This window comes from Methanosarcina sp. UBA411 (assembly GCF_002495725.1).
In the GTDB taxonomy this organism is placed as follows: Archaea; Halobacteriota; Methanosarcinia; order Methanosarcinales; family Methanosarcinaceae; genus Methanosarcina.
Genome location: NZ_DAGK01000002.1, coordinates 47,184 through 62,103, shown reverse-complemented (window position 1 = coordinate 62,103; position 14,920 = coordinate 47,184). Strand labels below are relative to the sequence as shown.

At 39.6% G+C, this 14,920-nt stretch carries 9 protein-coding genes; all 9 read left to right on the top strand.

Features of this window, described 5'->3' with window-relative positions; all coding sequences use genetic code 11:
- Positions 1–29 precede the first annotated feature (29 nt).
- The 9 genes from BP861_RS00650 (at position 30) to cobT (ending at position 13,325) form a co-directional block, all read left to right on the top strand.
- A complete protein-coding gene (locus BP861_RS00650) occupies positions 30–488 on the top strand; it encodes a hypothetical protein (protein ID WP_292371553.1) in 459 nt (152 codons plus the stop codon).
- 1,513 nt (positions 489–2,001) lie between these two features.
- Positions 2,002–4,443 (top strand): sodium-translocating pyrophosphatase, encoded by a 2,442-nt coding sequence (locus tag BP861_RS00645; RefSeq protein WP_292371551.1) that lies wholly within the window; start codon positions 2,002–2,004, stop codon positions 4,441–4,443.
- A 989-nt stretch (positions 4,444–5,432) separates the two neighbouring features.
- Entirely contained in the window at positions 5,433–6,551 is a 1,119-nt protein-coding gene (locus BP861_RS00640; protein WP_292371549.1) for an MFS transporter, read from the top strand.
- Positions 6,552–6,831: 280 nt separating this feature from the next.
- Positions 6,832–7,986: an MFS transporter gene (locus BP861_RS00635; RefSeq protein WP_292371547.1), complete on the top strand. Its 1,155-nt coding sequence runs from the start codon at positions 6,832–6,834 to the stop codon at positions 7,984–7,986.
- 155 nt (positions 7,987–8,141) lie between these two features.
- On the top strand, positions 8,142–8,627 hold the full coding sequence (locus BP861_RS00630; protein ID WP_292371544.1) for an RNA-binding protein: 486 nt from the start codon (positions 8,142–8,144) through the stop codon (positions 8,625–8,627).
- Between the two features lie 172 nt (positions 8,628–8,799).
- Positions 8,800–9,180: a cell division protein SepF gene (locus BP861_RS00625; protein ID WP_292371542.1), complete on the top strand. Its 381-nt coding sequence runs from the start codon at positions 8,800–8,802 to the stop codon at positions 9,178–9,180.
- Entirely contained in the window at positions 9,177–9,821 is a 645-nt protein-coding gene (locus BP861_RS00620; RefSeq protein WP_292371540.1) for a ZPR1 zinc finger domain-containing protein, read from the top strand. The genes BP861_RS00625 and BP861_RS00620 overlap by 4 nt, the downstream gene beginning before the upstream one ends.
- A gap of 492 nt (positions 9,822–10,313) precedes the next feature.
- The gene (proS, locus tag BP861_RS00615) at positions 10,314–11,756 is read left to right on the top strand and encodes a proline--tRNA ligase (RefSeq protein WP_292371539.1); all 1,443 of its coding nucleotides are present in this window, start codon (positions 10,314–10,316) and stop codon (positions 11,754–11,756) included.
- 519 nt (positions 11,757–12,275) lie between these two features.
- Entirely contained in the window at positions 12,276–13,325 is a 1,050-nt protein-coding gene (gene cobT, locus BP861_RS00610; protein ID WP_292371537.1) for a nicotinate mononucleotide-dependent phosphoribosyltransferase CobT, read from the top strand.
- Positions 13,326–14,920: the final 1,595 nt, after the last annotated feature.

Genomic DNA, 14,920 nt, shown 5'->3' with positions numbered 1-14,920 from the left:
GAACATAGACAAAATAGAGATGTGAAAGAATGAGACTAGAAGATGAAGATAAACAGGCAATTTTTGAGATAGTGGCAGCCCGTTATTTTACAACACAGAGCTGGAAATGGATAAACTTGAGGAAGGACATTAACAAAATCCTCAAAGCTTTTGATGAGCTGAATGAACAGTATGCTTCCTACTCTTACGTAAGCAAGGACTGGTATGTGGAAAATATGGGATCCAAGTACATTCACATGTGCAGCACTTGGGAAGAACTTAAGAATCTCGTTTCATTCCTGAATACCCATGGAAGTGTTTTTAATTTCCTTGTAAACACTGGAAACCGGAAGTCTTTTTGCATTGTGAAAGACTCTAGAGATTTGGATGAAGCTCAGGCAAGTGCGATTAAAGAAGTTCAGAAACTGGGGTACAATACGTTCATATTTCTTGCCACAGTCCCGGATGAAATCGAGTTCCAGTTACTACAGGTAAGGGGGGTTAACTGATCTCTCCTGACCTTCTTGCCAGTTATCTGTTTTGGCGGTTACTATCGGGAATTGATATATTCTGTTGAGGCAGTTAAGCTATAGCCTGTTACCTGTTTTTTTGGAAAAGCATAGAAAGTAATCTTTATCTGTTTAATTCTTTGGTGATCCATAATAATTGGCTGATAATATTTGGCTGATACTTATCCCGAGTATTCGCATACTTGCACTTTCTGTGTCTTATTTTTTTACGCTGCCTAGTTTGTATATGTTGCAGGCTTATTAAACGAGAGTAGATAAACAAAGAGCACTCAAGGGTGAAATATCAAACAGCTAATGGAATAATACAATTGCTATTTAAAATCTTATTTTTATAAAACTGGATCTAATTTTTTTCATTTTTTCAATTCTGCCTAGGAACACGGAAACTTATTACCTTATTTATTAGGTATATAAATATTTAAAAAATATAATTTACAAATAGAATTGCCTTTTTTTATCGGAAATTGGTCGATATCTTTATATATCTAGGAACTTAACTGAAAAAAAGTAGAACTAGTCCGTTAAAATGTAGAATGCGTAAGGCTTATCTCTCAGCATATTATATTGCCGCAGTTCCACTTCTTTACATTGCCTAAGCAACATGCTATAAATTCATGTCATGTTTGGGTTCTTCGGATTGGAGAAGATTGGAGAATATACTATAGGACTTACGCACATGAGGTACAAAACCAAATACTTCAAATACTGTGATTTAAACTCAAATCTGACAGTTTATGTTTGAAGTATTTGATTTTTTCAGTCGAACTGCTAATTCCTTTGTTATAGGAGAAAGAGAGAAATTATTGTAAAGTAATTCAAAAATTATCATTAGACAAAGGGTAAAAAAGTTTATATACTAACAACTGATTACGCTTTCGTCAAAAATGAGGCTTTAACAGTTCCAAATTTAATTTACATTAAAATATATTGCACGAGAATTGTGAGCCAAATCAATGATATATTCAGGACTCATGAACGTTTAAAAGTTAGTTTTTGAACTGACTTTGCTGATCATGAAAACCTATCACTAATAACACCTATCGCTACTTAACTCACGTGATGTACATAAGAATTGTTACTCTTTGTGACAAGAAGTACGTCACGAATGGCCTTGTATTACCCTTTCCGTTTGGGTAATCTCGCTATGAGGCCATCAGTAGTAATGCAGATCTGAATAAAAGATTTAAGACTTATTTTTGAAAAACCTTGTATGAGGTGCATCAGTGTAATGCAGACATACGCACTCCTAACTCTAATATAAAAATTGAAAAAAAGCCTTTAAGTCTAGTTTAGGTTATCTGCAAGGATAGAAATATACTTGGATTTTGAGGTTTCTAGGGAAGGGCAATTATATAGGTTCGATGCTACTTAAAAGACCTTAACTCCCAGCAAACTGAACAAAATCATAAAAGTAATCACTTACAATTCCGCTAAAAATTAACCTTTAATCAATTTATCTGTCAAAAATGTGATGAGAGAAGTGATCGGCTAAATGGAGATTATAACCAAAAATAAGGTGGTCAAGGCAACACTAGGAAGTATTTTGAGCCTGGCCATAATGTCGCTAACACCGGCAATAGCAGCTGCCAGTGAGGCGAATCTTAAAATTCCGAATTTAAGCCAGGGGCAAAACAATTTGCTGCTCTGGGGTATCGTAGTCTGTGTATTAGGTATGCTGTTCGGCCTTTACCAGTTTATGAAGGTGAAAGGAATCAGGGCTCACAAGTCCATGCTTGACGTGGCCGACACAATTTACGAGACCTGTAAAACATATCTTATCCAGCAGGGTAAACTGCTGTGCATATTATTTGTTTTTATCGGCTTCTGTATAGCCTTTTACTTTGGCTTCCTTCAAAAAATGTCTCTGAGCGGAGTATTGCTCATCCTGGGCTGGACCGTATTAGGGATACTGGGTTCTTACTCTGTTGCCTGGTACGGAATTCGTATGAATACCCTGGCTAACAGCAGAACCGCATTCGTTTCCCTTGAAAAAAAACCCCTGAAACTGTTAAATATTGCTCTCGATGCAGGAATGAGTATAGGAGTGGTTCTTGTCTGCGTTGAGCTAATAATGATGTTAATTATACTGCTGTTTGTTCCAAGAGAATTGGCTGGAGCAAGCTTTATAGGCTTTGCAGTCGGAGAATCTCTGGGAGCCAGCGCCTTACGTATTGCAGGCGGGATATTCACCAAGATCGCCGATATCGGCTCCGACCTGATGAAAATCGTTTTTGGAATAAAAGAGGATGACCCGCGTAATCCCGGTGTTATTGCCGACTGCACTGGAGATAATGCAGGTGACAGCGTAGGACCAACCGCAGACGGATTCGAAACCTATGGTGTAACAGGAGTCGCACTTGTCACCTTCATAGTTCTAGCTGTACAGCCTAACCTGACCGGCATCCTGCTTACCTGGATCTTTGTCATGCGTATACTCATGATCATTACCTCCGTAGCCTCTTTCTACATCAACAGGGCACTCAGCCAGGCAAGATTCAGCGGCAAAGATGATTTTGATTTTGAACAGCCTCTGACTAGTCTGGTATGGATTACCTCGATTTTCTCCATAGTTGGAACCTTTGCCGTAAGCTATTACATGCTGGGACCGAGTTCCGGAGTTCCTGCCGAGTTGCAGAATCTCTGGCTGGTACTCTCGATAATCATAAGCTGTGGTACTCTGGGAGCGGCTTTAATTCCCGAATTTACCAAAATCTTTACCAGCCCGAATTCCAAGCACGTAGCCGAAGTTGTCAAAGCTTCCAGAGAAGGCGGTCCGTCTCTTAATATTCTTTCAGGACTGGTTGCAGGTAACTTCAGCTCCTTCTGGATCGGTATGGTCTTCATCTTGTTGATGTTCATTGCCTACTATGCCAGCGGATTTGGCCTGAGTGAGATAATGATCTATCCCTCTATATTCGCGTTCGGCCTGGTGGCCTTTGGGATGCTGGGCATGGGTCCTGTTACCATAGCAGTTGACAGTTATGGACCTGTAACGGATAACGCTCAATCCATTTACGAACTGTCACTTATAGAAACCATTCCCAAAATAAAGGAACATATTCAGAAAGAATTCAACTTCAAACCGGATTTCGATAAAGCCAAACATTATCTGGAAGCCAACGATGGAGCAGGAAATACCTTTAAGGCTACAGCCAAACCGGTCTTAATAGGTACAGCTGTTGTTGGCGCTACAACGATGATTTTCTCCTTGATTCTTGTTATTAAAGATGTTCTTGGAGTACAGCCTGAAGAAATCCTGACTCTGCTCAATCCCTATACTATCTTTGGATTATTAGCAGGCGGCTGTGTAATTTACTGGTTTACTGGGGCATCAACCCAGGCCGTAAGTACTGGAGCCTATCGAGCAGTTGAATATATCAAGAAGAATATACAGCTTGATGAAAACGCGAGTCAGAAAGCAGCTACTGAAAAGTCTAAAGAAGTGGTAAAAATCTGTACTCAGTATGCACAGCAGGGTATGTTCAATATTTTTATCGCCATATTCTCTTTTACTCTGGCGTTTTCTTGTCTCTCTGCTCCAATAGCCTCGAAAGACTCTGTGGCGCTTTTCATCGCTTATCTGATTTCCATTGCAGTATTTGGATTGTTCCAGGCCGTGTTCATGGCAAATGCCGGAGGATGCTGGGATAATGCCAAAAAAGTAGTGGAAGTAGATCTGCAGGAAAAAGGCACTAATTTACATGAAGCCACTGTGGTGGGCGATACGGTAGGCGATCCATTTAAAGATACTTCCTCAGTTGCTCTGAACCCAATTATCAAGTTCACCACCCTGTTTGGTCTACTAGCCATGGAAATCGCTATTTCCGAGTCATTCCGAAATATAGCTCCCTATGCAGGTGCCATATTCCTTTTGATTGGCTTGATCTTTGTCTGGCGTTCATTCTATGGAATGAGAATCCCGACAAAGGAGTAATAAAGGAATCATTAGCCTAACTAGGTAAGAATATGGGATCAAGCCTCACAGCCTATAGTTGTGAGGCTTCGAATATTTATTTCACTAAATAGTAAATCTTATTCTCAAACTTTTTTCATTATGAATAAGTCCACTTCCCTAGAGTACTTTTATTGGTAAGCCTATGGTATTCATAATTTCTCTGGAAATGAAATTTCATTGAACATAGTTCGAATTTCTTTTTTCTGAAACATAAAAACTGATTTCTATACAATGATAAGTTCCCTTGACCTTTTTTTCTTCTGAACGGTGAGGCAAAAAAACTGGGAGGACTGAGGGTCTAAGTAAATAAATCAATAAATCAATAAATCAATAAATCAATAAATCAATAAATCAATAAATCAATAATCAATAAATCAATAAATCAATAAATAACTAAAATTGAAATTACCATACAGAATTGAAATTCTAAAGAAATAATATTAAAATTCAAGGAATAAAACTAAGTTCTAAGGAAATAACTAAAATTCTAAAGAAGCAGGAACTAAAAGCTCAACATATAAGGAAAAGTTCCATCAATTCAACATATTGAAAAAAATTCCATTGACCTTTGTTAGATTGATAAGTAGAAGTAGTGTGAGCGGGTTGGGGAGTGGGGGGTCATATGGGGAGTGGGGGGTATGGTATGTGAAAAAAGTTTCCCGCTCACATTACTCACATTACCCCTATTCAAACTAATTATATAAATAACTATGCATTCTATCCAACTTATTATAATAAAAGTGTTATATTACATTAATGACCAGAGCTTAGTAACTGGATTTAATCTTCTTAAAGCGTTATGACTATGCAATGGATAAAAGTCCTGCGAAGAGCTGAAGAGGGTTTTAAAAATCGATCCCTGGCCTCCCAGCCTCCGGGAGACGGATTTTTGAAACTTTTACGGACAAGAAATACAGACCGGAAACTAATAAGAAACTATATACTTAGTTAAGGGTTTTTTTAGTGCTATGAACCTCCACAGGCTTTTGATTTACGGAGCAGCTTTTACTATAATGGGACTCTCTAATGCTGTTGTCCCTATCCTTCCGGAGCTTGCGAGCCTGAGTAATAATTCCCCTGGAGGGTTCGCCTTAAGCCTGTTATTTTCCGCCTACTTCCTTGGAGCTCTGGGAACAATGCTCCCTTTTGGAATTCTCGCGGATAGGTTCGGTAATTTTAAGTTCATAGCACTAGGTATCATTCTGACGTTCAGTTCAGGGTTGATAATTCTACTTTCCGAGAACCTCTGGATTCTTTTAATTGCAAGGTTTATAGAAGGTTCGGCCTGTGGAGCCTTTTTTCCGTCTTCTTTTGCTATATTATCAAAACTCAGCAATCCAGGGCGCTATCTAGGAGAGCTTACTTTTCTTTTTAATGCCGGCTTGGCAGCAGGAGCCTTTCTCTCAGGGGTGCTGGCAGAAACCTATTTGAAAGGAGCAATTCTGATTTTCACGATTCTTACCTTCCTTTTGACCACTTCCCTGCTTTTCAGGTACAAAGAACTGGCTTGTCCTGAAATCTTAGGGAAAACAAGTGCATTAAAAAGTCCCGATTTTTTCAGAAAGCCTTATAGGGAAATTAAGGATCTCCTGAACTGTGGCAGTTTTGGACTCTGGCTCAGTTCTTTCTTGCTTAACGGAGCCATCGGAGTGCTTTTGGCCTACTATCCTGACTACAGCTTGGGCACTATAACAAAAACTCACCTTGGGATCTTGATTTCCAGCCTTTATATTTGTGCAATGATTACCTCTCTTCTTGGAGGGTATTTCAAATTAAATGAAAAAACTTTAATTCGAATTGGATTAGGGTTTTCTGCCCTTGGAGCTCTCTCTGCAATAAAATATCCCTTGCTGGGATTCTCAAGCCTTGGTGGAGGGTCCGGAATTGCAACTGTAGGCTTTGCCCTTGCGGTTGCCAGAATAAACGCTGACAGAGGTCTTGTAATGGGGCTTTTTAACACGACTATCTATGCTGGGCTTTCGCTTTCCCCAATTGTTGCAGGTTTTTTTACAGACTTTGTGAGCATTGAAAAGTTGTTTATAGCAAACGGCTGTATTCTCGCAGTTACTCTTATTTTGAAAAAGTAAAGATTCCTTAATGGATATTTATCTCGGTTTTATATCAATAAGCTTCTTTTGATATATTGCAGAGAATATTGCGTAAAATATTTATTCAAAGGAATTTTCTGATATTTAGGAAAATTTTTAGAAATAATAGTCGTTTTTAGAAATAGAAGCAGTTCTCTAAAATAGAGTAGTTCTCCGAGATAAAGTGTTTTTTTAAAAGTAATAATAATTTTAGAAACCGGAAATATAAGCACTGGGTAGAAAATCAGTATAGGGCTCAATACATAAACTCGAATTGTCTATGAACCTCAAAAAACTAACACTCTATTCTTCAGTTTTTGCGCTCCAGGGTCTCTCAAACGCAGTAATCCCTGTTCTTCCAGAACTTGCTGGAGGAGAGAGCGGAGGTTCTGTGATTTCAAGCCTTATTTTTTCAGGATATTTTATGGGAGCTTTTCTTGCTCTTGTGCCCCTTGGAATTCTAGCAGACAGGATCGGGAGCCTTAAGGTGATAAGATTTGGAATGCTTCTTACTGCCTTATCGGGTCTTGTTATTACATTTTCGGACACCCCGTGGATTCTTGGAATTTTCAGGTTCTTAGAAGGAGTCGGTTGTGGGGCTTTTTTTCCTGCAGCTTTTTCAATACTTGCAGAATGGAAGGATAGCCAGCAAAGCCTTGGCGAATTTAACTTCCTGCTAAACGGTGGGCTAGCTGCAGGTGTTTTCTTCTCAGGGTTGCTTTCCGGGTTTGGAATTAAAACCGCAATATCCAGCTTCACTTTCCTTGCAGGTTTTTCCTGCATTCTCCTCCTCTCGAGAACCGGAGAACTACTTTCTCCGAAAATAAACGGGAAAGAGTTAATCCATGAAAAAAATGAAACCCATGTAAAAAATCATCAAGATACCCTTTTACTCCCTGAATTAAAAAATTACCTAAAAAAAGCCAGAAGAACTCTATTTAATACCAATTTTGGGAAAATATGGGGAATTTCAGTACTTCTTTATGGGACAACAGGCCTGTTAAATGCGAACTATGCCGATTACAGTGCTGGCTTTCTGACAAAACCCGAACTTGGGCTGGCAATTTCAGTATCTTATCTGGCTGCAATGATGAGTTCCCTGATTGCAGGCAAGGCAGATATCAATTCTAATAATATAATAAGGACAGGAATAGTTCTTGCAGCAGCAGGTATCTTTCTTTCGGTAAAGCTGCCTTTACTGGCTTTTTTTCTGATAGGGGCAGGAGGAGGAACCGCGGTAGTGGGGTTAATTATAGCTGTTTCCAGAATCAACTCCAGTGGCTTCGTAATGGGGCTTTTTAACACCGGAATCTATGCAGGGCTCGGGTTTGGTCCTGTGCTTGGAAGCTTCTTCTTGGGACCCTTAGGTTATGAGGTCGTATTTATCGGAAGTGCCGTTGCACTTCTTTCAGTATTCTTTATAAAACTTGAGTAAAAGTACCCTGAAAAATTTCCTGAGCAGACACTCTGAGTATAAAATCGAAGATGGCAAAATCTATTTCAGGAAACCTCGGCTCTCCACATAAGTTTTAATAGGCACAAAAACACTATGCTATAAATAATATCTAACATTTGAAATCCGGTGATTAATTGAAAGTCAAGTCAAGAGTTCAACTGAGAAAGAATGTCAAGAACAAAATGTTGAAAGACCTTGTATCCACTTTTGGCGAAGAAATGTCAGGGCTGGAAAACAAAACCCTGGAAAAAATTACCCTTGAGGAATATTCCCTTATTCTGGTGGATGGCAAGCCTTTGCTTTTCGAAATCGAAGGACATCTTTTTCCTACCGTTCGTGGAGCTCTTGAGATGGGACTTCAAAAGCGGGTTGTAACTGTGGATAAAGGAGCTATCCGTTTTGTTTCAAACGGTGCGGATATAATGGCCCCTGGAGTTGTGGCTGCAGATCCAGATATCAAAAAAGGAGACTTCGTAATCATAGTAGAAGAGACTCATCAAAAGCCTCTCGCAATAGGAAAAGCCCTTATGGAAGGATTGGAAATGGTCGAAGCTACTTCGGGTAAAGCCATAAAGTCTATAACTCATGTAGGAGACAAACTCTGGAACATGGAGCTCTGAAAGTTCCCTAAATAAATATATTTTCATTAAATGAAACCTGAGCCAGGGAATGAGAATTTCCTGAAACAGAAAGAAAACCAGAATCAGCTTTATAATAGCAAAATTAATTAATATAGATTTCAATATAGGACAATGCGATTCGAATTTTAAAAAATACAATAGGTGCGCATAAATGGCAAAACTCATAGACAAGCTCCTTGGCAGCAATGTAAAAAGTCCAACCAGTCCCGAAGATTACACTGAAATCGATCTCAGCAAATATGAGGAAGTTCTCGAGGACGAGCCTGCAGAAACTTATGTAAAGATTGCGGAAATCTCGAGTATTAACCAGGTATCCCAGCTCAAGCAGGAAATCTATAATGGAAACATCCTGATGGTAGATATTTCAAACATCAGGGGAGATGACCTTCTGAGAGATAGGGTTTTAAAAGAGCTCAAAGACGTTATTATCGATGTACATGGGGATATTGCAGGAGTCAAAGGAAATACCGTAATTGTAACCCCTACAGGCATTAAAATCGACAGATCTAAACTTACTGGTGGAAAATATTGAATCCGGATTTTTATAAACAGGAAAGGTTTGAAACAAAAATCTGCTGCCCTCTGTGCCATACAGATCTTGTGATGAACTGGCAGAGAGATAATATTCCCTATTTTGGGGAAATCCTATACGTCAGTGCAAGATGCCAGTGCAGTTTCCGTTTTGCAGATACCATGATTCTCTCGAGTAAAGAGCCCATGCGCTATGAGATGCCAGTTGAAACTCTTGAAGACCTGGATGCAAGGGTCATCCGTTCAACCTCAGGAACAATACGCATTCCGGAAATGGGAGTTACCATCGAACCTGGATCGGTTTCGGAGTCATATATAACGAATATAGAAGGTGTAATGCAGCGGGTCCGCGAAGTCCTTCTGACCGCGAGCAGGTGGGTACAGGGAGATGAAGAGAAATCCTCCCGTAGTGAGGAACTTCTGGGTATGATTGAAGAAGTGATCCAGGGAAAGAGAAGAATCACAGTCATAATCGAAGATCCGCTAGGGAACAGCGCGATCATTTCAAAGAAGGTAAAAGCTACCAAACTCTCCGAAGAAGAAGCAAAGAAGCTAAATACCGGCATGATTGTTTTCGATGTTGACAAATCCGAGCTCGTACACGATGTCTCAGACAATGTTCAGCCCCTCGGAGGAGATTAATTCTTTTTTCCGGTTTTTCGAAGCCTGACAAATTCCAGGGGCTACTTCCAATATAGTTATTAACTTTTATTCCATAAAGGCAGGCATATTGCGGAATATGAAGGCAATTTCACGTCAGGGTGCCGCATTCTTAAGAGCCAAATCTCTCAAAATGTCACCCCTCAAATGTGACCGCTCGGAAAACCTTCTATAGAATTTCCGGAGAAAAAGTATGCTCAGGATTATTGTATTTCTTGGGCAAGCCTTTAAATTTCCCGAGAACTGTATCCAAAAGAACTGTATATTTCTCTCAGAAAATTCTAATTGGCACTGAAGGCATGAGAATTGAATCTACTCTTATCTCTCTTAGAATTAGATCAAATAAACGCCAATTAAATATAATTCTGAGAATTTAGAATTATCTAAGAATTATTCAATCTATCTAAGAGTTCAATCTATTTAAGAGTTTAAGATTTGTTTTAGATTATCAGATTATAATAGTACGGTGAAGGTATGGCAGAAAGCGAAAAAGAAGCAGCACTCCCTCCAAAAGATGAATTCAGCGAATGGTATAATGAACTCCTGTGGATGGCCGAAATAATGGACGTCCGCTATCCTGTAAAAGGATTATACGTCTGGTATCCTTTCGGTTTTGCAATCCGGAGAAACACCTATAATATTATCAGAGAAATTCTTGACAACAGCGGGCACCAGGAAGCTCTCTTCCCTCTTCTTATCCCGGAAAACGAGTTCATGAAAGAAGCCGAGCATATAAAAGGCTTTGAAGACGAAGTGTACTGGGTAACCCACGGTGGAAGAGATCCTCTTGACATCCCTCTGGCCCTTCGTCCAACAAGTGAAACTGCCATTTACCCGATGTACAAAATATGGGTCAGGTCCCACGCGGATTTACCTGTTAAAATTTATCAAATAGTCAATACTTTCCGCTACGAGACAAAACATACCCGTCCTCTTATAAGGCTTCGAGAGATTACCTCCTTTAAAGAAGCTCATACAGTCCATGCTACCTGGGAAGATGCAGAAGCTCAGGTTAAGGAAGCTGTCAGACTCTATACCGAGATCTACCGCAGACTTGGAGTCCCTGTGCTTCGCTCAAGGAGACCTGATTGGGATAAATTCCCGGGTGCAGACTATACCGATGCTCTTGATGCTGTCATGCCTGACGGAAAGACCCTTCAGATAGGGACTGTCCACCATCTGGGGGATAATTTTGCAAAAACTTTTGATATTAAGTATGAAGCCGCTGACGGAGAACAGCGTTATGCCCACCAGACCTGTTACGGAATTTCAGAGAGGTCTATTGCAGCTACAATTTCTATTCACGGAGATGACAAAGGGCTGGTTTTACCCCCAGAAATCGCGCCTGTACAGGTTGTCATTATCCCGATTATCTTCAAGAACGGAGCCGAAGAGGTTCTTGCAGCCTGCAAAGATGTCAAGGAACGTCTGACGAAAACTGGAGTCAAAGTCGAAATTGATGCAAGTGACCTTCGTCCCGGAGCAAAGTACTACAAATGGGAAATGAAAGGTGTACCCCTTAGGCTCGAAATCGGGCCCAGAGACCTTCAGAATAATGTTGCTGTAGCTGTCAGGAGAGATACCGGAGAAAAAGAACAGATTCTACTCACTGAAATCGAAGCCGGCGTGAGATCGAGATTTGAGGCAATCCACGAAAATCTGTACCAAAAAGCGAAAGCCGAACTTGAAAACCGCATATTTGACTGTACTGAACTTGAAGAAGTAAAGGAAAAAATCCAGGATGGCGTTGCAACAATACCTTGGTGCAGAAAGAGAGAATGCGGACTTGCTATGGAAGATGTAATAGGTGCAGGAATTCTTGGAATTCCTCTAGAGCAGAAAAAAGATCGAAAAGAAAAATGCCCTATATGCGGGGAAGAAACCGAAACCCGTGTGTACGTGGCAAGAACATATTGAAACAAGAATTTGCTCTTAAAACAAGAAAGTTGCTTTTGCACAAACTGGAAAGCTGATCATTCTGTATCTGCTCCGGCTTTCATCTTTTTCTTTTTCTTTTTATTCTATGCAGGTTATTATATAATCTTTACAGGCTAAGTGAACCTGAAAACAAAACTATCAGGGCCTAGTTATATCCAAAGACTTAATCAACTGATCTTTAATAGAGACTCAATCAATATCCTGTATCTGAGCCCGAAAATTAGGATAAATAAAGTAAATTTAATTTGAGTAATATTAAAATATATTTGTTTATGGATAAATATTAAATAGTAAGTTGAATAATTCTCATTAGATCTCAGAAAGAATTTAAATTTTTTACAAAAGCTTGGCCGCAAGCCTTTTGAGATAAAGGCTGAGCGAAAACCTCGAATAGCTGCATGGTCAAGAGATGCAACGCAAGCCGTTTGAGAAATGGTTTGATAGAAAACCCCGAGTAACTATGTGGTCAAGTAACGCTTGCATGAAGGAGATACAATAATGTCTTGGATCGAACCGGAAGTAATCAGAAAACCCAGAAGACCAATGTTTTTATGCGTCCTTTCCAATACCAAAACCGCGCATATTCCCAAGCTTTCAGCTGCAGGAAAAACGGCTGAACTTACGGACTATACGCCTGCAGGAGATGCGGAACTTATGGAAACAGGAAATATTATAAGCGTACCCGTTCTTCCCATGACTCCTCCTTATGATACCCCTACTCCTGCAATTATGACCCGTTCTGCATTGAAACTTACAGATGTTCCTTATCATTTCATTAATTCCGGTCTTATTGTAACTCCGGAAGTTCCGTGCATTGACCTCAAGGCAAAGCCCGGAGAGGATATTCGGAAACCAATTGCAGTCAATGATGTACAGGGAATCTACGAACGAGCAAAGTTCTTGGCCAAGAGGCTCAGAAACCAGGTAGATCATGTAGTCATCGGAGAAAGCATCCCGGGAGGCACAACAACCGCAATGGGAGTTTTAATGGCATTGGGATATAATGGAAATGTCAGCAGCAGTGCTGATGAGAATCCTCTTGAACTAAAAAAACAGGTTATTGAAGAAGGCTTGAAAGCATCAGGCTTGACGTTTGGCTGCCTGAAAGATGATCCCGTGAAAGCTATTGCCTGCATGGGAGATCCGATGATGCCTGCTGTTGTAGGGCTTGTCGCAGGTTTCCAGGGCACTGATGTCAGTGTCGTGCTTGCGGGGGGGACTCAGATGGTAGCAGTGTATGCCCTGATCAAACATCTGGGTTTCAATACGGAAAAGCTGGCAATTGCTACTACTCGGTACGTCGTGGAGGATAAATCCGCAAACTTTTCCGAACTTACCAGAATCCTCGGGGTGCCCGTGGTTTACGTTGCGGATCCTGGATTTGGAAAGTCCGAACTCAAAGGGCTTCAAAGATATGAGACAGGTACGATCAAAGAGGGTGCAGGCGCTGGCGGAGCAATGTATCTTGCAGGTCTCTACGGAATCTCCCAGGACGATTTCAGGACAGAAGTAGAAAATGTTTGCAAACTACTCAAAGCAGGGCATTAAAATAGCCGCCTTCTGACTGATTTTTAAGGAATTAACCCTTTTAAATAACTTTCTTAATTCAATCCTTTTCTTTATTTTTTAAATTATTTTATTCTAGCACGAAATATTGAAAAGGTTTACGAAATTTTCAGTCAAGGAATTATGAAAGACCGATGATTATTCAGAATAATATGATCTGTAACATATAAAAACGTAATAATTAAATCGTTAAATTTTATATCAACTTTAAAAAGAGAGTTTGGAGCCATTAAGGCTCTTTATAAGCTAATTTTTCCAGCTTTTTAAAAATCAAACTCCTTTTTTCAGTCCAAGTTTTAATTATAGCGGTTTAGGTGTCTTCATAAGGTTTGAAGGCGAAGATCTCATACCTATATATGTCGGTGGTTTTTGGGAGTGGAGAACGTTTATCCCCTCTGATAAATATGATTCCGAGCTCACACTTCCACAGTTCCGGCAGTAGTAGAAGACATTAGAACCTAGGACTTGACGTTTCAACGCCGTCTGGCATACGCTGCAAAACATAGAAACATTTGCGTTTCTCATGCAGGGTCCTCATCCATAAATCATAATCGAATCGAGCCTTGCAGTACCCACTTTTGTCCAGTACTTGCAAATGCTACAGTACTCCATTTTCCCATCTGAGCTCACTTTCAGTCTAGCATGGCATTTTGGACATATTTTTAGCCTTTTCGTAAACAAACCCCCTTGGATTTTCCATTTTTTTAAAACTGCAAGATCAGGTGGTCAAAAGCCCGAAAAGATACTCTGACAGTACACAAAGTATCTGAAAGAATATCAATCAGTACGGAAAACTACTGACCCTGAACCTTGAAGTTACAACTAAAATCTGTTTTTGACCTTTAAATGACAATACATTAATTCCCCCGGACAGGACCGCAGATAAAGTCTTTTTAAGCGATATGAGTTAATTGCTTAAAATCAGACCCGTCCGACCTCGCTGCAAATTGCTACAACAAGCTAATCAAATATATTATTCCTGATAAGATATAAGTTTTGGCTCAATATGAACTGCTTTTTATACAACCAAGAGGAAAAAGGATGCCGTGTGGCTAGGTCGGAGGCTCTCCATGGAGTGCTATAAAGTGAGGGGAAAATAAATTCGAAAATGACAGCAGGGATTATTGGTAGGTCTTATTAGTAGGAGTTAGACCGCTATTTAATAAGGCATTTTAATTTAATTCCATTAGTTAAATAAACATCAATTTATTGATGTCAGTTCAGTTTAACAGCAGTTCAGTTTAATAGTAGTTCAATTTAAAAGTGTTAATTAAATTCCATTAGTTTTACCGATACCGATTTAACCATAATTCAAGTCACCTATATGTCTATTAATCTAACAGAGATTGAACAATTATAATTGAATAAGTTGTTGAATAAACTATACATTGAACAGAAATTAAATAATGATATTTGTTAATAAGCGATAAGTGAGTGAAAAATAAAAATAAACGGGTTTGGAAACAATATATAATGGCCAGACTGATAATATTCTGGATTAACAGGCATTCACGTTGTCAGATTTTTCAACTCAGTTATGGCTATTAAAACGGCTCCAAGCGAAATATATAAATAAG